This is a genomic window from Desulfosporosinus sp. FKB, assembly GCF_002196705.1.
Taxonomy (GTDB): domain Bacteria; phylum Bacillota; class Desulfitobacteriia; order Desulfitobacteriales; family Desulfitobacteriaceae; genus Desulfosporosinus.
This window is the reverse complement of record NZ_NADJ01000039.1, coordinates 276,014-293,006: the sequence shown is the minus strand read 5'-3', so window position 1 is coordinate 293,006 and position 16,993 is coordinate 276,014. Positions and strand designations below refer to the sequence as shown.

Annotated in this window: 23 protein-coding genes, 1 tRNA gene and 2 other annotated features; of the genes, 19 read left to right on the top strand and 5 right to left on the bottom strand. The window is 42.7% G+C overall.

All coding sequences use genetic code 11. From position 1 onward, the window contains the following. Positions 1 to 3: 3 nt before the first annotated feature. The 5 genes from B5Y67_RS20115 to B5Y67_RS20100 all read right to left on the bottom strand — a co-directional run bounded on the left by B5Y67_RS20115 (position 4) and on the right by B5Y67_RS20100 (position 3,008). Positions 4 to 861 (bottom strand): DUF421 domain-containing protein, encoded by an 858-nt coding sequence (locus B5Y67_RS20115; protein ID WP_088228175.1) that lies wholly within the window; start codon positions 859 to 861, stop codon positions 4 to 6. 15 nt (positions 862 to 876) lie between these two features. Continuing rightward, the gene (locus B5Y67_RS20110) at positions 877 to 1,083 is read right to left on the bottom strand and encodes a DUF1657 domain-containing protein (RefSeq protein ID WP_088228174.1); all 207 of its coding nucleotides are present in this window, start codon (positions 1,081 to 1,083) and stop codon (positions 877 to 879) included. A 303-nt stretch (positions 1,084 to 1,386) separates the two neighbouring features. Continuing rightward, complete coding sequence (locus B5Y67_RS25460; protein WP_170932753.1) at positions 1,387 to 1,542, bottom strand: hypothetical protein; 156 nt, start codon at positions 1,540 to 1,542, stop codon at positions 1,387 to 1,389. 176 nt (positions 1,543 to 1,718) lie between these two features. After that, on the bottom strand, positions 1,719 to 2,468 hold the full coding sequence (sigK, locus tag B5Y67_RS20105; protein WP_088228173.1) for an RNA polymerase sporulation sigma factor SigK: 750 nt from the start codon (positions 2,466 to 2,468) through the stop codon (positions 1,719 to 1,721). A gap of 147 nt (positions 2,469 to 2,615) precedes the next feature. Beyond that, complete coding sequence (locus tag B5Y67_RS20100; protein WP_088228172.1) at positions 2,616 to 3,008, bottom strand: DUF1573 domain-containing protein; 393 nt, start codon at positions 3,006 to 3,008, stop codon at positions 2,616 to 2,618. A gap of 180 nt (positions 3,009 to 3,188) precedes the next feature. Here B5Y67_RS20100 and B5Y67_RS20095 point away from each other — a divergent pair, with 180 nt between their 5' ends. The 19 genes from B5Y67_RS20095 to rplL all read left to right on the top strand — a co-directional run bounded on the left by B5Y67_RS20095 (position 3,189) and on the right by rplL (position 16,687). Further along, on the top strand, positions 3,189 to 3,665 hold the full coding sequence (locus B5Y67_RS20095) for a CarD family transcriptional regulator (RefSeq protein ID WP_088228171.1): 477 nt from the start codon (positions 3,189 to 3,191) through the stop codon (positions 3,663 to 3,665). A 96-nt stretch (positions 3,666 to 3,761) separates the two neighbouring features. Then, positions 3,762 to 4,937 (top strand): PIN domain-containing protein, encoded by a 1,176-nt coding sequence (locus tag B5Y67_RS20090; protein ID WP_088228170.1) that lies wholly within the window; start codon positions 3,762 to 3,764, stop codon positions 4,935 to 4,937. Continuing rightward, entirely contained in the window at positions 4,930 to 5,622 is a 693-nt protein-coding gene (ispD, locus tag B5Y67_RS26040; protein WP_242976054.1) for a 2-C-methyl-D-erythritol 4-phosphate cytidylyltransferase, read from the top strand. Before B5Y67_RS20090 ends, ispD begins: the two co-directional genes overlap by 8 nt. A gap of 9 nt (positions 5,623 to 5,631) precedes the next feature. Beyond that, positions 5,632 to 6,117 carry a 2-C-methyl-D-erythritol 2,4-cyclodiphosphate synthase gene (ispF, locus tag B5Y67_RS26035; protein WP_242976053.1) on the top strand — a complete coding sequence of 162 codons (486 nt, stop codon included), beginning with the start codon at positions 5,632 to 5,634 and terminating at the stop codon, positions 6,115 to 6,117. 69 nt (positions 6,118 to 6,186) lie between these two features. Next, on the top strand, positions 6,187 to 7,635 hold the full coding sequence (gene gltX, locus B5Y67_RS20080) for a glutamate--tRNA ligase (RefSeq protein WP_088228169.1): 1,449 nt from the start codon (positions 6,187 to 6,189) through the stop codon (positions 7,633 to 7,635). Positions 7,636 to 7,730: 95 nt separating this feature from the next. After that, positions 7,731 to 7,943 (top strand) — a binding site (T-box leader). Positions 7,944 to 8,021: 78 nt separating this feature from the next. Further along, positions 8,022 to 8,768: a serine O-acetyltransferase gene (gene cysE, locus B5Y67_RS20075; protein ID WP_242976078.1), complete on the top strand. Its 747-nt coding sequence runs from the start codon at positions 8,022 to 8,024 to the stop codon at positions 8,766 to 8,768. Continuing rightward, positions 8,665 to 10,095, top strand: a complete 1,431-nt coding sequence (gene cysS / locus B5Y67_RS20070) for a cysteine--tRNA ligase (protein ID WP_088228167.1) — start codon at positions 8,665 to 8,667, stop codon at positions 10,093 to 10,095. Before cysE ends, cysS begins: the two co-directional genes overlap by 104 nt. 17 nt (positions 10,096 to 10,112) lie before the next feature. Continuing rightward, positions 10,113 to 10,517, top strand: coding sequence for a ribonuclease III domain-containing protein (locus B5Y67_RS20065; protein WP_088228422.1), 405 nt, complete (start codon positions 10,113 to 10,115; stop codon positions 10,515 to 10,517). Positions 10,518 to 10,541: 24 nt separating this feature from the next. Beyond that, complete coding sequence (gene thyX, locus B5Y67_RS20060) at positions 10,542 to 11,222, top strand: FAD-dependent thymidylate synthase (RefSeq protein ID WP_088228166.1); 681 nt, start codon at positions 10,542 to 10,544, stop codon at positions 11,220 to 11,222. Then, positions 11,219 to 11,968 (top strand): 23S rRNA (guanosine(2251)-2'-O)-methyltransferase RlmB, encoded by a 750-nt coding sequence (gene rlmB, locus B5Y67_RS20055; RefSeq protein ID WP_242976052.1) that lies wholly within the window; start codon positions 11,219 to 11,221, stop codon positions 11,966 to 11,968. Before thyX ends, rlmB begins: the two co-directional genes overlap by 4 nt. 339 nt (positions 11,969 to 12,307) lie before the next feature. Next, positions 12,308 to 12,958 carry an RNA polymerase sporulation sigma factor SigH gene (gene sigH / locus B5Y67_RS20050; protein ID WP_047808613.1) on the top strand — a complete coding sequence of 217 codons (651 nt, stop codon included), beginning with the start codon at positions 12,308 to 12,310 and terminating at the stop codon, positions 12,956 to 12,958. 98 nt (positions 12,959 to 13,056) lie between these two features. After that, positions 13,057 to 13,132 (top strand) — tRNA-Thr (locus B5Y67_RS20045). 170 nt (positions 13,133 to 13,302) lie between these two features. Further along, on the top strand, positions 13,303 to 13,452 hold the full coding sequence (gene rpmG / locus B5Y67_RS20040; RefSeq protein WP_014825554.1) for a 50S ribosomal protein L33: 150 nt from the start codon (positions 13,303 to 13,305) through the stop codon (positions 13,450 to 13,452). A gap of 85 nt (positions 13,453 to 13,537) precedes the next feature. Next, entirely contained in the window at positions 13,538 to 13,759 is a 222-nt protein-coding gene (secE, locus tag B5Y67_RS20035; RefSeq protein WP_047808614.1) for a preprotein translocase subunit SecE, read from the top strand. A gap of 42 nt (positions 13,760 to 13,801) precedes the next feature. Next, positions 13,802 to 14,329, top strand: coding sequence for a transcription termination/antitermination protein NusG (gene nusG / locus B5Y67_RS20030; RefSeq protein ID WP_088228165.1), 528 nt, complete (start codon positions 13,802 to 13,804; stop codon positions 14,327 to 14,329). Positions 14,330 to 14,363: 34 nt separating this feature from the next. Beyond that, positions 14,364 to 14,792, top strand: a complete 429-nt coding sequence (gene rplK, locus B5Y67_RS20025; RefSeq protein ID WP_088228164.1) for a 50S ribosomal protein L11 — start codon at positions 14,364 to 14,366, stop codon at positions 14,790 to 14,792. Between the two features lie 49 nt (positions 14,793 to 14,841). Then, positions 14,842 to 15,534, top strand: coding sequence for a 50S ribosomal protein L1 (rplA, locus tag B5Y67_RS20020; protein ID WP_088228163.1), 693 nt, complete (start codon positions 14,842 to 14,844; stop codon positions 15,532 to 15,534). A 38-nt stretch (positions 15,535 to 15,572) separates the two neighbouring features. Next, positions 15,573 to 15,703, top strand: a sequence feature (ribosomal protein L10 leader region). A gap of 24 nt (positions 15,704 to 15,727) precedes the next feature. Then, positions 15,728 to 16,255, top strand: a complete 528-nt coding sequence (gene rplJ, locus B5Y67_RS20015) for a 50S ribosomal protein L10 (protein WP_088187394.1) — start codon at positions 15,728 to 15,730, stop codon at positions 16,253 to 16,255. A gap of 51 nt (positions 16,256 to 16,306) precedes the next feature. Continuing rightward, positions 16,307 to 16,687, top strand: a complete 381-nt coding sequence (gene rplL / locus B5Y67_RS20010) for a 50S ribosomal protein L7/L12 (RefSeq protein WP_088228162.1) — start codon at positions 16,307 to 16,309, stop codon at positions 16,685 to 16,687. The last annotated feature ends 306 nt before the right edge of the window (positions 16,688 to 16,993 follow it).

The window sequence follows — 16,993 nt, the reverse complement described above, 5'->3', positions numbered from 1 at the left end:
CTCTTAATGTAATAAGTAAGGACGTAATTTATTAATAAGATGATCAAGCTTCTGAGAATTGCGGAGATACATACCTTTAGCGCTTTTGTTTTCCGTTTGCAAAGAAAAGGCTAAGAGGTCTGCCTGAATTTTTTCCAGGTTGGCATAGAGTAATTCCCTAACTTTAGGCTGGGGAATTTCAACAGCATCGTTGAAGAGGTCAAGGAATAATTCACCGGAGGAATCAACCTGGCAAATAAATACGTTCTCAAGAGCTACTCCCATTTTGTCAAGTTCAGTTTTCAGCCAATCTTGATTAAGTCCCAGGGAGGAAAGAGGTTCGGCAAGGATGTTCCCGTCCATAATAACAGTTTGAGGTTCAGCTTGTGGGGCCACCTTCTGTCCGACATCATGGGCGGTAATTGGCTTCTTGTCAGCTTTTAAATAAGCATTAATTTCACCGTTAGATTCCATTACAGCGAATTCAACATCAGTGAGGTTGAAAATATTCTTTGACCGCAGTTCGGCCAACAGATCCTCTCCTGTCATTCGGACCTGAAGAAGATTTTCTTCCATAATTTTTCCGTGTTTAATTAAAACAGTTTCCCTTCCGTTAATAAACTGGTGAATTACCTGACTCTTGATACCCAGAAAATCAAGGGCCAGAGGAAGAACAACCCAGGTTATTAAAACGACAAATCCCGAGCTCAGGTTTATAAGGTTTAAGGACATTAATGTTACTACAACGGCTATAATGATATAAGATAGAAAATTAAAAGGTTTTACTTTAGTAATGTTCCGTTTGCCAATAAGCCGCATAGATAACCAAGCTATACAAAATAACGCGAGCGATTTTAAAATTAAATAAAGAGTTTCCTGCATACCGTACCCGCCTTTTTAATTGCCTTTGTATTGCGGCTCTTCAAATTCAAGAACCTTGATTCGATCTTCCAAATCTTTAATGATCACATTGGTAATTTCTAAGGAATTATTATAAACGGACTGAGCATTTTCATCCTTTGCTTGAACGTTATAGGTTCTTAATGTTCCTTGAACTCCTTTTAAGGTTGCTAAGGTTTGCTTTACCTGAGAAGCAACCGTCATAATTATCACCTCCCGAGAGTTATTATCTCTCTTGGTTATTTTTTAATGCCTTAACAAAGCTGGAAAGTGAAGGCAGTTCGTATAAACATCAAATTAGAGTGACAAGACCATGAGCAAGAGGCAATTATCGTTGGAAATTGTGTGATAACTTTGTGAATTAGTCAAATGGCCAAAGGTTTTGCGGAATTCTTGTCGAATATAGGAGCATAGACACTTGAGCCCTTGTCCAAACTATAAGGATAAAAAAAACAAGGCTGAAGCTGAAGCTGGCCTTGATTTAGGTTATTGGTTATGGTTTATAGTTTAAAATATTTCCAAATCATCCGGACTTTTGTCTTTCGTCGGGTTTAGGGTGTCTCTCTCTTTTTCGTTGGTATTAGAGGGCGAGTTTTTAGGATTTTGCATAGAGGCAGGTTTATTAGTCCTTTGCTGGGGCACTTTATTCCAATTTTGATTCAATTTACAGTTCCTCCTTTTTGGAATTTGTGTGTTTTGACAGCTTATAGTCAAATAGGTTTTAACCTAATATAGCTAAGTATGGTTCTGGATTGATCCAATTATGTAAGTAACGGTAAAACCTTTTTTAAGCTTTACCGTTACTTACATAACCAATAACTGTTAGTACTTCAGATAAACTAGGGGAGGCTGTCTTTCATTTCCAGAGTTAAGGTCTGAATAGCCCTCTTTTCAATTCGCGAGACGTAAGAACGAGATATCCCGAGAATGTCGGCTATTTCTTGTTGTGAATGTTCGTTCTCTTCCAATAATCCGAATCTTAAATGAAGAACTTGACGGTCAAGAGGCGGGAGCTTTTTAACATTTTCCAGTAATAGACGCTGATCTTCTTCGTCAGCGATTTGTTCAGGTATGGGGGTAGTATCAGCCGAAAGGCTTTCTAAAATACTCAATTCGCCATCACTAGTATCTTGACCAATGGGTGTATAGATGGACATTTCGCCGCGGCGCTTTTTTAAGATGCGAAAGTGCATCAGGATTTCGTTATTAATGCAGCGAGCTGCATAGGTGCTTAACTTGGCCCCTTTTTTCAGATTAAAAGTATTAATAGCTTTAACTAAGCCAACAATACCGATGGAAAACAAATCCTCGGTTCTTTCTTCAGGACCTTCATATTTTTTAACAACATGAGCGACTAAACGTAAATTGTGCTCGATTAATTTATTGCGAGCAGTTTCAATGCTCCTGCTGAGAGCGGTGTCTTCAGGAGAAGGGTTTGCGCGACTTGTTTCTAATAATTGTAGGTAGTGTAATTCTTCGTCTTTGTTAAGAGGATGTGGGAATGCGTTATTGTTAACATAGGAAACGAGCAGACTGGCGCCTTTTAGGACAGAGAGGGCAAAACTGACTAGAAGAGCCTGTAGAAACATCCGTTTCACTCCTTTCACATCAAGTTATCCTATGTGAAAGGAACGAAACTTGTGATTTAAAGAATCAGGCAGCAATAATTTTTTGTTTAGTGTTTAGAAGCAAAATATAAAAGCTCCCGCTAAGCAGGAGCTCAATGAACGCTGTTTTTAGGTTAAATTAAAAATGGTAAGGGTCTGTAATTTCTTGCATTCCAGGTTGAGGACATCCGACAGGGAAATGTTCAAGGCATTAGCTAAGGCAGCTATGTAAAAGAGTTGTTTGCCCATTTCCGCCTCTATAATGTCTCTGCAGTTATCGCAGAGATCCCCTTCGAGTTGGCTGTCTAAGAGGTCTTTTAAATCGGCAAGGCTTGCATCGGGGGGGATTGACTTCTTGTGCGCATTCACTGAATGACAACCGCAATTGGTTACCGATTTGACAACGGCTCTGTTAACACGTGCTGAAGTTTCTTGGCCTTTGGACAGGATGTCCAAAATACTTTGGTGTCGGATTAACAGAGACTTCACGATATTTTGGAATTGGTCAGTGAGTTGTTCCACCGAGTATCCTCACTCCTTTCTGCCATTTCTATTATAACGAGATGGTTAGGTCGTTGTCAATTTTCAGGAGCGTAAGAGAACAAAAAGGGAAATTGACAGGCTTAAGACTTGTGTGATATAATTTTAAAATTTTGACCCGGACATGGTAACTTGTTATAATGGTAAGAAGGGGGTGGCTGAATGTTTCATGTTGGTGATAAAGTTGTTTATCCAATGCATGGTGCCGGGATCATTGAATCCATTGAGGAACGGGAAGTTCTCGGCGAAATAAGCCAATATTATGTCATGCATCTGCCTGTGGGTAATATGAAGTTATTTATACCTTTGAAAAATGTTGAAAACTTGGGCTTGCGGCAAGTTATATCACCGTCCATGGTTAAAGACGTCTTAGAGGTATTAAAGACAAAAGACACGGCGACGACCCTGGCCTGGAATCGACGTTATCGTGCCAATCTGGAAAAGATAAAGAGCGGCAATATTTTTGAAGTTGCTAATGTAGTACGCAGCCTTGCTCAAAGGGAAAATGAAAAAGGACTTTCAACCGGGGAAAAGAAGATGTTTGAAAACGCTTGCCAGATCTTGATTAGTGAGCTTGTTCTGACGGAAGGATCTGAAGAGGATGCGGTTAGGCAATGGGTTTCTAAAGCCCTGGCTTAAAGGATTATATTCCCTTTGCTTGAAAATAAATGGAATTAACTGTATAATTGGAAAGACTTTTAGTCAGACTATGATAAAAGAAAAGGAGGTGAAATGATGATTCGCAATTTAATTCGCGGGATCATCACCCTATTATTTGGCGCTTTAGGATTTTATGTAGATTACCTATTACTGCGTCTTAATCTTTTACAATCGTTTAAATGGAATTTCTCCCCTGTTTGGACCTATGTTGCTATGATTTTCCTCTTTGCTTGTCTGGGTTTTCTAGTGGCACCTGTGACTATTCGTTCTGTTCTTAAACTGATGCGGTGGCTGGATTCCCGCTTAACCAGAGTCCCGACTCATGATTTGATGGGTGGGGCTATTGGTGGAATTATTGGACTTATTATTTCAAGTTTATTTAGTAATTCGTTTATTAGTATCACCTTTTTCGGTCCGCTCCTTGCGGTACTTTTAAGTCTTTTCTTAGGTTATCTTGGCGTTACAATAGGTATGAAACGCAAAGAGGATGTTTTGGGATTCCTTAATTTCATTCCTAAATTCAGAGATCGTGGAGAAAAACAGAAGGAAGTAAAGGCCGATCAGATTTTGGAGACTGGGGAGAGTATTGATGTTGAGGGCCCTCACTATAAAATTCTTGACACAAGCGTAATTATAGACGGCAGAATTGCTGATATTGTAAAAACAGGGTTTATTGAGGGAACCTTACTTATTCCAAGCTTTGTATTAGAAGAGCTTCGCCATATAGCAGATTCTTCTGATCTGTTGAAACGAAATCGAGGACGCCGAGGGCTGGATATTCTTAATCAGATCTCTAAGGAAACAGCCATTAGGGTTCATATACACGAGCAGGATTTCGATGATGTTAACGAGGTCGACAGTAAACTGGTTCGTTTGGGTCAAGTTTTGGATTCGCCTCTTTTAACCAATGACTATAATTTAAATAAAGTCGCTGAACTTCAGGGCGTCAAGGTTTTGAATATTAATGAATTAGCCAATTCCCTGAAACCAATTGTTCTCCCTGGGGAAGAGATGCTGGTTCAAGTCATGAAAGAAGGAAAGGAACCGGGTCAAGGGGTGGCATATCTGGATGACGGAACGATGATTGTAGTGGATACGGGTCGCCGTTATATGGGACAAAATATTACCGTATTAGTAACCAGTGTTCTGCAAACAGCTGCCGGCCGCATGATTTTCGCAAAACCTAAAAGTTCTCTGGAAAAAAAGTCGATGGGTCTTCGTCCAACGGATGAGGTGAATGCGATTGGCTGATTTAGGCATCGTTATTCCTGCAGCGGGTCAAGGTAAACGGATGGGGGCCGAAGGCAATAAACAATTTCTTAGCTTAAGGGGACAACCTATTTTAGTCCATACGATAAGAGTATTTCAAATGTCCGACTGCGTCTCGGAAATAGTGATCGTTGGGGCAGAAAACGACCTTGCTTTGATCAAAGACCTTGTTATTCAGTATAAGTTAGATAAAGTAGCAAGGATTTGCCAAGGTGGAGTCCAACGTCAAGATTCCGTTCGCTTAGGGGTACTAGCGCTCAGTTCCACTATTCAACGAGTAGTGGTTCATGATGGGGCTAGGCCCCTTTTGACATTGAAGGATTTTCATCGCTTTTTACAAGCCGCCGAAGGGTTTGCGGCAGCGACTATGGGGATTCAGGTCAAAGATACCATTAAGCAGATTAATGATTTCGGAAGTGTGACAGATACCCTGCCCAGAGAACGTTTACGGGCAGTACAAACACCTCAAATTTTTGAACGTCAGACGTTAGAGGCAGCACATCTTCGTGCCGCTTCTAAAGGGTACTATGGCACAGATGACGCATCTTTGTTAGAATGGATGGGGTATCCGGTCCAGGTAATTGAGGGCTCTCGGGAGAATATCAAGGTTACTACGCCGGAGGACCTCTGGTTAGCGGAACGCATTTTAACAATGCGCGAAACATAGATTGGGGTGTTGAAAATTAGAGTTGGAATAGGTTATGATGTTCATGCTTTGGTTGAGGGGAGACCTTTGATCTTGGGCGGCGTGGAAATTCCCTATGAAAGAGGTTTGCTTGGACATTCGGATGCGGATGTTTTAATTCACGCTCTTATGGATGCCTTGTTAGGGGCATTGGCACTTGGAGATATAGGGTCTCATTTTCCTGATCATGATCCCCGGTATGCCGGAATTTCCAGTCTTCTCTTGTTGGAGCGAGTTGTCGAACTGATTAAAGGTCAGGGTTACTGCGTTGGAAATATTGACAGTCTTATCGTAGCAGAGCGTCCGAAGCTTGCTCCTTTTATACCCCAGATGCGCTCAAATCTCGCTCGGGCTTTAGATGTTGACCTTGAAAGCGTATCCGTGAAAGCAACAACTACGGAACGACTGGGCTTTGAAGGACGAAGTGAAGGCATTGGGGCCCAGGCTATTGTTAATGTCGTAAAGGATAAGCGATAAAAATGTTTTAAGAATTCTTTTGCCCTAAGAGACGGAAATTCTCAGAGAATTTTTTTAAGGTGGTTTGTTATGAAAGAAGTTAGGACGAGATTTGCTCCAAGCCCGACAGGCTATATGCATATTGGCAACTTAAGAACTGCTATTTATGAATATTTAATTGCGAAATCTCAGAGCGGAAAATTTTTGTTAAGAGTAGAAGATACAGATCAAGCCCGTTTTGTCGAGGGCGCTGTTGAAGTGATTTTAAAAACGCTGAATATTGTTGGTTTAAAGTACGATGAAGGCCCTGATATCGGAGGACCTTATGGGCCTTATGTCCAAAGTCAAAGGAAATCAATTTATAAGGAATATGCTGATAAGCTTGTTGAATTAAAGGGTGCTTATTTCTGCTTTTGCTCTAAAGAGCGAGGCGAAGGCTTAGGAAACAACAGTCAATCTGCAACTGTTCCTATCAAGCATCATTGTCAATGCAAACATTTAAAGTCAGCGGAAATCTCGGAAAAGCTAAGCAATAATGAATCTTATGTTGTGCGGCAATGGATACCTGAGGATGGTATAACAGAGTTTCATGATCTTGTCTATGGTACGGTTTCCGTCGCCAATTCAGAACTCGATGAGGGAGTGCTCTTAAAGTCTGATGGATTGCCAACCTATAATTTTGCCAATGTAGTTGATGATCATTTGATGGAAATCACCCATGTTGTGCGCGGATCGGAATACCTCTCCTCCACACCGAAATATAATTTACTCTATAAGTCCTTTGACTGGGACATTCCGGAGTATATTCATTTACCGCCAATTATGAAAACGGCTGAAAAGAAACTAAGCAAACGTGAAGGTGATGCTTCCTTTGAGGATTTTATTTCTCAAGGGTATCTGCCTGAAGCTATTGTAAATTATATTGTCTTGTTGGGATGGAATCCGGGGACTAATGAAGAATTCTTCACGCTCCAAGAGCTTGAGAAACTATTTAATGTTGAAGGCTTAAGCAAGTCTCCGGCAATCTTTGATGTCAATAAATTAAAGTGGATGAACGGCGAATACCTGCGGAGATTAAGTTTGGAAGAATTTAATGCTTTAGCCTTGCCTTATTACCAAGATGCTCTTGGCGCAGGCATCGATGTCCAAAAGGTCAGTGCCCTATTACAAAAGAGAATAGAAATCCTCGATGAGATCCCGGAGAAAATTGATTTCTTCAAGAGCCTCCCGGATTATGATATTAACCTATTTGTTCATAAGAAGATGAAAACAGACGCTGTCAATTCTTTAAGTAATTTAAAGGCAGCCCGTGAGGCTTTAACTGTTCTGGAAAACTGGGACCTGAGTGAACTGGAGAAAACTCTGGCCAACGTCATTTCACAACTTGGAGTCAAAAATGGACAAGTTCTCTGGCCTCTTAGAACTGCTCTTTCCGGCAAGGAGTCAAGTCCTGGCGGTGGTGTTGAATTAGCCGAAATATTAGGTAAGACAGAAACTCTGCGCAGACTGGATATTGGGGTCAGTAAATTATCAGTATAACATTAAACTGGAATTATATGAAATGACATCTAAAATGGTAGGACAGTTTATTGACAGTGGCAGGGATCTGTCTTATAATTGGGCATTAATTAATAATTAAGGCTATGATGAGAAAGAGTACAAAAAGGAATTGCCCTTAGCGAAGATGGGATTGGTGTAAGCCATCGGCAGGAATTTTTGGAAGTGCATCTCTGAGCTGAAGGGCAGAATTAAAGTATGCCTTTCCGTGTTAACTGCGTTAAAGTTTTGAGCTGGAATGACTTGGGTCGTTCAATCAGAGTGGAACCGCGGAACCTTTCGTCTCTGGACGGAGATTCCGCTTTTTTGTGTCCAATTTTTGGCTAATGGAATACGATGATAAAGGAAAGGGGTGTCTGTCAGCGATGATATTTGGGCAACTTCGGCGCGATATTCGCGTTATTTTTGAACGGGATCCTGCTGCTAAAAGTATACTAGAGGTTATCTTCTGTTACCCGGGCTTTCATGCGGTTCTTTTTCACCGCCTAGCTCATTGGTTATATAAACGCAATTTTGTACTGTTACCGAGGATGATCTCTCAATTTTCAAGGTTCCTCACGGGAATTGAGATTCATCCGGGCGCTACAATCGGGCAAGGCTTTTTTATTGATCATGGCAGCGGCGTGGTGATTGGTGAAACTGCGGAAGTTGGCGATAATGTTACTCTGTATCAAGGGGTTACTCTTGGGGGAACCGGAAAAGAAAAAGGCAAACGGCACCCGACCATTGGCAATAATGTTGTTATTGGAACGGGGGCTAAGATTTTAGGTTCATTCAAAGTTGGAGATAATGTTAAAATAGGAGCGGGATCTGTTGTAAATAAATCTGTTCCCAGTGATACAACTGTCGTAGGTATACCTGGTAAGATTGTCCTTCATCATGGGGTTCCCATTAAAGATCCTGATTTGAGACATGACGATCTTCCGGACCCAGTCAATGAAATGCTCCGATGTTTAATGCAGCGAGTAGACTATTTGGAAAAACGTTTAAAAGAAGAGGAGAGTCGATACAATGTCTTTGAAATTATTCAACACCATGACCCGACAGAAAGAGGAGTTCAAGCCCCGAGAGAGCGGAAAAGTTGCGATGTATGTCTGCGGTCCGACGACGTATAATTACTTTCATGCGGGAAACGCACGGATGTTTGTCGTTTTTGACATGATAAGGCGTTACTTTATTTATAAAGGATATGAGGTCCGCTATGTACAAAATTTTACGGATGTCGATGACAAAATTATTCAGAGGGGCAATGTTGAAGGAATGGACCCTCTGGCCTTAGCACAAAAGTATATCGATGAGTATTTTAAAGATGCCAAAGCTCTTAACATTCTCCCGGCTACGGTTCATCCCAAAGCCACGGAACATATACCGGAAATGCTCGAAATTATCCAGGGGTTGATTAAAAAAGGCCTTGCCTATGATGTCGATGGAGATGTGTATTTTGCTGTAGATCAATTTCCTGGTTATGGAAAGCTCTCGGGCAGAACATTAGAGGATATGAAGGCCGGTGCAAGGGTTGAAGTGGATGAACGCAAACACCATCCTATGGACTTTGCTCTCTGGAAAAAGGCCAAACCGGGAGAACCGGCCTGGGAAAGTCCCTGGGGTATGGGACGTCCCGGATGGCATATTGAATGTACGGCTATGTCTCTGAAATATTTAGGAGCGGGCTTCGACATTCATGGCGGGGGCGGAGATTTGGTTTTCCCGCACCATGAAAATGAAATCGCCCAGACGGAAGGTTATTTAGGTGGCCAAACCTTTGCTCATTATTGGATGCATAATGCTTTCCTGACGATTAATCAGGAAAAGATGTCTAAGTCCTTAGGAAATTTCTTTACGACCAGGGAACTGTTGGCCAAAAATTCCGGAGAAGTGATTCGTTTTTATTTACTTGGAACTCATTATCGCAGTCCGCTGGATTTTAACGACGAGAATTTGGGAATGGCCCAAAAAGGGCTTGAACGATTACAGACAAGCGTTCGCTTAGCCCAACAAGCCCTGGAAAGGACTGAATCCGCTAAAAATGAGCAGGCTGAGCAGGGATTAATCAAGGCTGCAGAAGAAGCACGCCAGGCCTTTGAAAAGGCGATGGATGACGATTTTAATTCAGCTTTGGCTTATGCGGCGCTTTTTGAATTAGCCAAGACGATGAACGGATCTGTTCAAGAACATCCTGCTTTTTCAGAAGGTCTGGCTAAAGCTCAAAAAACTCTCATTGAACTGGGAGAAATATTAGGATTCGATTTTCTGCATCCGGCTCAAGTTCAGGTAGAAAATGAAGAGATGCTCTCTAAGGTAATGGATCTTGTTCTTCAGATCCGCTCTAAAGCCCGACAGAAAAAAGACTGGGAAATGTCGGACTTTATCCGGGATGTTTTTAAGGCTCAGGGAATTGTAATTGAGGATACTCCACAAGGTGCGAGGTGGAAGATTAAATAGGTTTGAAAGGTGACCGTATGCGCAGTTGGCAAGAGATGAATCCTTTAACCCTGGCGTATTTGGGAGATGCTGTCTACGAATTATGGGTACGAACTCATTTGCTGGAGTTAGGGAATGAAAAAGTTAAGGAACTTCACAAACAAGCAATTAGTTATGTTCGGGCGGGGGCTCAAGCGCAGATTTTACAAGTCCTTTTTCCGGAACTTGATGATGTTGAGCGGAAGGTTGTTTTACGTGGTAGAAATGCTAAAGGCGGGTACCCGAAAAATGTTGACGTTGTAACCTATCGTTATGCTACGGCCTTTGAAAGTTTAGTTGGATATTGGCAATTAAGCGGACAAGCTCAGCGTATGCAGTGGGCCTTTAGTCAAGTTGATGGAATTATTGGCAAAGGGCCCGGCGAAATCGGTTTAGAAGAATGATGAAGAGGAAAGAAGGCCGTCGAGATGAGAGTGGATCTAATTCAATACACGCCAGATCCGGAAAAGGTGGTGGCCGCTGCTGCTCGGTTGTGTTATTCGGCAGATCCTGTGCCTGAACTTTTGGATCGCTTAGAGGATGAGACGGTGGCGCGCTTTGTGCGTAAACTGCGTGATATGGGACATTTATCGCCCTTTGAACATGTGAGCTTCCAGTTTTCAATCGATGGTGTCTCGCGGGTCTTGTCCCATCAATTAGTGCGTCATAGAATCGCCAGCTACTCTCAGCGCTCTCAGCGTTATGTCAAAGAGAATGGCTTTGAATATGTCGTTCCCCCCAGCATTCAGCGCAGCCCTGAGGCTATGGAGCGTTTTGCAAAGGTTATGGCAAACCTTCAAGAAGAATATCAAGCCCTTCAGGCTATGGTGCCTGCAGAAGATGCTCGTTTTGTCCTGCCCAACGCCTGTACCACCTCTTTAATGGCTACCTTTAACGCTCGCTCCTTATTAAATTTCTTTGAACATCGAACCTGCATGAGGGCTCAATGGGAAATTCGCGCTCTGGCAGATAAGATGCTGGACCTGGTACGGGTCCCAGCTCCAAACCTTTTCAGCGAAGCGGGACCGACCTGTGTTACTCAGGGAGTATGTCATCAGGGCGCCTATAGCTGTGGAAGATTAAAAACCCTTAAAGGAAAGAAGACGTGAACAAGTTGAACGATGAAATCGTTTATGGCAAAAATCCGGTTATTGAACTGCTGAGGAGCGGTAAACCTGTCAATAAAGTACTTATGGTTTCGGAGAATACCAGCGAGAGGAATCATGAAATCCTTTCTCTGCTGCAGGAACGGAACATTCCCTATCAGTTTGTTAAACGACAGGTTCTTGACCGCTTAGTGCAGAAGGAAAGCCATCAAGGTATTTTGGCTTATGTTGCTGCCAGGGAATACGCTGAAGTGGAGGACATTCTGGCACTGGCTGAAGAACGGCAGGAAGACCCCTTTATTCTGATGCTGGACGAAATTGAAGATCCGCATAATTTGGGTGCCTTGCTGAGAACCGTTGATGCTGTCGGGGCCCATGGGGTTATTATTCCGAAACGCCGCAGTGTTTCTTTGACCGGAACTGTTGCTAAAACATCGGCCGGAGCGGTTGAGCATGTTCTGGTTGCTCGTGTGAGTAATTTAGTCCAAACCATTAAGGATTTGAAAAAGAAAGGCTGCTGGGTGTCCGGAGCGGAAGCCGGAGGAGGTCATGTATTTACAGCAGATCTCACAGGCCCGCGAGTTATCGTTATTGGCAGTGAAGGCAAGGGGATTAGCCGTCTCTTAAGGGAGAATTGCGACGAAATTGTCAGTTTGCCTATGAAAGGCAAGGTAACTTCACTTAACGCCAGTGTCGCAGGATCAGTCATGCTCTATGAGGTCTTGAGGCAAAGATCTATAAAGCCATAAACTAGAGAAGTTGTAGGAATGTGAAATTGTTCAGCTAAAGCTGAACATCGAAACTTCAGTGGGGGGCCGGAGCCCCCCATCGAAGAAAGTACGATTGGATAAAAATTAGACTTGAAAGATTGGACGTCACTGGTTATGATACTTCTAAAAGAGTCGCTTTCACTCAATATTGAACTTCGGACATTGAATATCAGGACTCAAATGACGCCCATGCGACAGAACAACCAAAACTTCGCCTTGACGCTTTTCTTAGGGGTCGGGTATAATGAGAATGTTCCCATGGACAAGGGCTAGGCGAGATTGCGTCTTCTTCATGACGACATTGTAGGGGGGATCAACTTGACTTTTCAAGCCCAACCAGAACTACCAGAGTGCGAAATCATCGACATTATCGTAGATGAAGAGATGGTTGAGCTTGCCAAGGAAGGCGACGCTACAGCACTAGAGTATCTAATCAACAAATATAAGAACTTCGTTAGGGCAAAGGCTCGTTCCTATTTTCTCATAGGTGCGGATCGCGAAGATATTATTCAAGAAGGAATGATTGGACTCTATAAGGCCATAAGAGACTTTCGCGGCGATAAGCTCTCATCGTTCAGGGCATTTGCGGAGTTATGTATAACCCGCCAGATTATTACTGCTATTAAAACAGCTACAAGGCAGAAACACATTCCCCTTAACTCGTATGTCTCACTCAATAAGCCAATATATGACGAAGATTCTGATCGGACATTGCTTGATGTTATCTCAGGAACTCGTATTACGGATCCGGAGGAACTGATCATCAGCCGAGAGGAATTCGATGACATTGAGGAAAAGATGGGTGAGATTCTCAGTTCCTTAGAATGGAAGGTACTGATGTCCTACTTGGAAGGGAAGTCCTACCAGGAAATTGCTGTTGACTTGAAAAGACATGTGAAATCAATCGATAACGCGTTGCAGAGAGTGAAGAGGAAACTTGAACGCTATCTTGAACGTCGGGATGGGTAATTTTACATAAATTCCTGGAAAGAAAAATGCTTGCATTTTTTTATAAAAAGTGCTAGATTATATGAGTCCCCTTCGACAAGAGAGGTACTAAACAAAATGCCAACGTAGCTCAATTGGTAGAGCAGCTGATTTGTAATCAGCAGGTTGCGGGTTCGAGTCCCATCGTTGGCTCCATTTATTTTGAAGTTAAAAGGCAGCGCTGCTGTCTTTTTGTTTTATTCACTAAGAACGCTGGCCAAGTTGCTTCATCCCGTATTTTCTTGACAGGGTAATCATCTTGTGATACAGTACTTGAGTAATGGAATAAATGCAGCGTCCTACTGTTGTCTGGGAGGTGTTCGTGAGTGCGTGTGGGCATTATTTTAGCGTGTACGGATTGCAAGCACCGTAACTATGCTACGATGAAGAACAAGAAGAATAATCCTGATCGTTTAGAAGTCCAAAAGTATTGTAAGTTCTGCAAAAGCCATACTCTCCATAAAGAAACCAAGTAATTTTTTTTTGTGACGTTTTAAACTGTACGCCAGGAAGCGTTGTCACAATGTCGAGGACACCGATGTCGTTTAAGGATGTGAAGTGATGGGCGCGTTGAAAAAACCAGCTAATACTCAGAAGCAAGCGGATAAGACGAAAGACTACTTTCGCGGAGTTCTGAGTGAATTAAAAAAAGTTCACTGGCCAAGTCGTAAACAATTGCTTGCCTACACGGGTGTAGTATTTGTTGCGGTGGGGATTGTTTCTGTTCTCATGTGGGCTGTGGACGGCGGTTTAAGTATTGCCTTAACCAAGCTAGTGCCCTAAACTGCGAGTTTCTGCGGCAGTGTCTGAGGAGGTCCCTGAGAAATGGCTAAAGACTGGTTTGTTATTCATACGTACTCGGGTTATGAAAATAAAGTTAAAATGAATCTCGAAAAACGCGTAGAATCCATGAATATGGAGGAGAAGATCTTTCGCGTTCTTGTTCCCATGGAAGACGAGGTTGAGTTCAAAAATGGGAAGGAAAAAGTAACGAAGCGTAAGGTTTATCCCGGATATGTTCTTGTTGAAATGGAAATGACCGATGACTCATGGTATGTTGTTCGCAACACGCCGGGAGTAACGGGCTTTGTGGGCACAGGGACTAAACCGATTCCGCTCCTTGAACAAGAGGTTGTCCAGATTCTCCAGCAAATGGGAATGGATGATCTGCGTGCTAAAATTGATTTTGAGGTTAATCAAACGGTTCAGGTTATAGCTGGGCCATTTAAAGACTTTGTCGGAGTGGTTCGAGAAATATTCCCCGATAAGGGCAAGTTGCGTGTGGAAGTATCGATGTTTGGAAGAGAGACGCCTGTGGAATTAGATTTCGGACAGGTTCAAAAACTCGACTAAAATAGGGATTATTCTATCAAGGAGGTGTTAAACTATGGCAAAGAAAGTAATTGGTTTGGTCAAATTAGCAATCACTGCAGGTAAAGCTACACCGGCACCTCCGGTTGGTCCGGCTCTTGGTCAACATGGGGTCAATATTATGGCCTTCTGTAAAGAGTACAATGAGCGCACAAAGGATCAAGCTGGGCTTATTATTCCGGTGGAAATCACGGTCTATGAAGATCGCTCCTTTACCTTTATTACCAAAACTCCGCCTGCGTCTGTCTTACTTAAAAAGATGACCAATATTAATTCCGGTTCATCTGAACCCAATCGCAAGAAGGTTGCCACGATCCCTAAATCTAAAGTTCGCGAAATTGCGGACATGAAGATGAAAGATCTGAATGCAGCAAGTATAGAGGCAGCAATGCGGATGGTTGAAGGTACAGCCCGAAGCATGGGTATCGATGTTGTTGAAGGCTAAAATGAATTGTGGGAGGGTTTTACCCGCATAACCACAAGGAGGTAAAAGAATGGCTAAGGTTGGAAAAAGATATCAAGAGGCCGTAAAGACCTTTGATCGCACAGGATATTTCGAACCACTTGAAGCATTAACGCTCGTGAAGGCTAATGCCAAAGCAAAATTCGATGAGACGATCGAAGTTGCTTTTAAATTAGGAATTGACACTCGTCATGCAGACCAACAAATTCGCGGTGCTCTTGTGCTCCCTAATGGAACCGGAAAAACTCGTTCTGTTTTGGTCTTCGCCAAAGGAGACAAAGCGAAAGAAGCAGAAGCAGCAGGCGCAGATTTTGTGGGTGCTGAAGACATGATCGCTAAGATTGATCAAGGCTGGTTCGGATTTGATGTCGTAGTAGCTACTCCGGATATGATGGGAATGGTCGGTAGATTGGGCCGTGTACTCGGGCCTAAAGGCTTAATGCCAAACCCTAAGACTGGAACCGTTACCCCGGATGTAACTCGTGCCATCAAGGAAATCAAAGCTGGTAAGATTGAATATCGTGCCGAAAAGGCTGGAATTATCCATGCTCCCATTGGCAAAGCATCTTTCAGTGCAGAACAGCTGTTAGAGAACTATCGTACGTTAGGGGAAACCATCGCTAAAGCAAAACCTGCTGCTGCTAAAGGTCAATATATCCGCAGCATAACGGTTAGTTCGACTATGGGTCCCGGCGTAAGAATCAATCCGCTGAAGGCTCTCTAAAGTTCTCTTGACAGTATTCTACAATGAGGGTACACTTATCAGGAATTAAATATCCGCTGTAGATAGCAGGTGCCGTTGAGCTTAATTTCCTGCCGAGGTTGGAAAACGTGCCGATAGATATACTTGGCATTCTTAACCTCTGCAGCTGCGGAGGTTTTTTGCTGAGTTGCCCTATAGGAAGGAGGTACACAGAATGCCTAATATCGAGGAAAAAAGCCAGGTTGTCTCAGAGATTAAAGAGAAGTTTCAACAATCTTCAGGGGTTGTTTTAGCTGATTACCGCGGACTAACAGTAGCTCAAGTGACTCAATTACGGGCGCAGCTTCGTCAGGCTGGCGTGGAGTATAAGGTGTTAAAAAACACTCTTGTACGACGAGCAGCTCAAGAAGTGGGAGTCGAAGGACTTGAGTCCTATTTAGAAGGACCAACAGCGCTTGCTTTCAGCAAAGATCCTGTTGCTCCTGCTAAAATCTTATTGGATTTTGCCAAAGCAAATAAGCTTAAGAGCTTTGCCATTAAGGCTGGAGTTTTAGAAGGCAAAGTAATCGGACCTGACGGCGTTAAAAATCTTGCCGATCTGCCGTCACGGGAAGTATTGCTGGCCATGGTTCTGCGCGGTATGCAAGCGCCTTTGGCAGGTATGGCCAATGTTCTGCAAGGGCCTATTCGCAAAATGGGTTACGCTCTCGAAGAAGTGCGTAAGCTTAAAGAAGCTCAATAATTTTGATGTCAGAAACATAAAATGTTTCATAGTTTAAGGAGGAAATAAAAAATGTCTAAAGTTAATGAAATTCTCGAAGCAGTTAAAGGTTTAACTGTCCTCGAACTCTCTGAACTCGTTAAAGCTTTTGAAACCGAATTCGGTGTCAGTGCTGCAGCTCCTGTAGCTGTCGCAGCTGCTGGCGGAGCTGCTGCACCTGCAGGTGAAGCTGCTGAAGAAAAAACTGAGTTTGATGTTATCCTTACCAACTGCGGTGCATCTAAAATCAATGTTATTAAAGTTGTTCGCGAAGTAACTGGTTTAGGCTTAAAAGAAGCTAAAGATCTCGTAGATAATGCTCCGAAACCTATTAAAGAAAAGGTTGCTAAAGATGAGGCTGAAGCTGTAAAAACTAAATTAACTGAAGCTGGCGCAACTGTTGAAGTTAAATAGTTTAGAGAATATAGGAAGGCGCTCTCTAAGAAGAGAGCGCCTTCTTTAATTACAAGCAGAATAATTTTATCCGGCAAAAATCCATTTTTTATCCTATCAAGTCCACGCCGCAAGGCGGCAATCTTCACCGCCAACGCCATTATTAGTGTCATATCTTCATTATTTATTCCTCTAACTCTGAAGATTTTCTTGACAGTGTATGATGGATTTGGTATAATTTATAACTGTTACTATACATAGATGACGGTATTTGCTTGATTCTTCCATGCTATGGCAATTACTAGAAAGCATTGGATAATAAGGAGA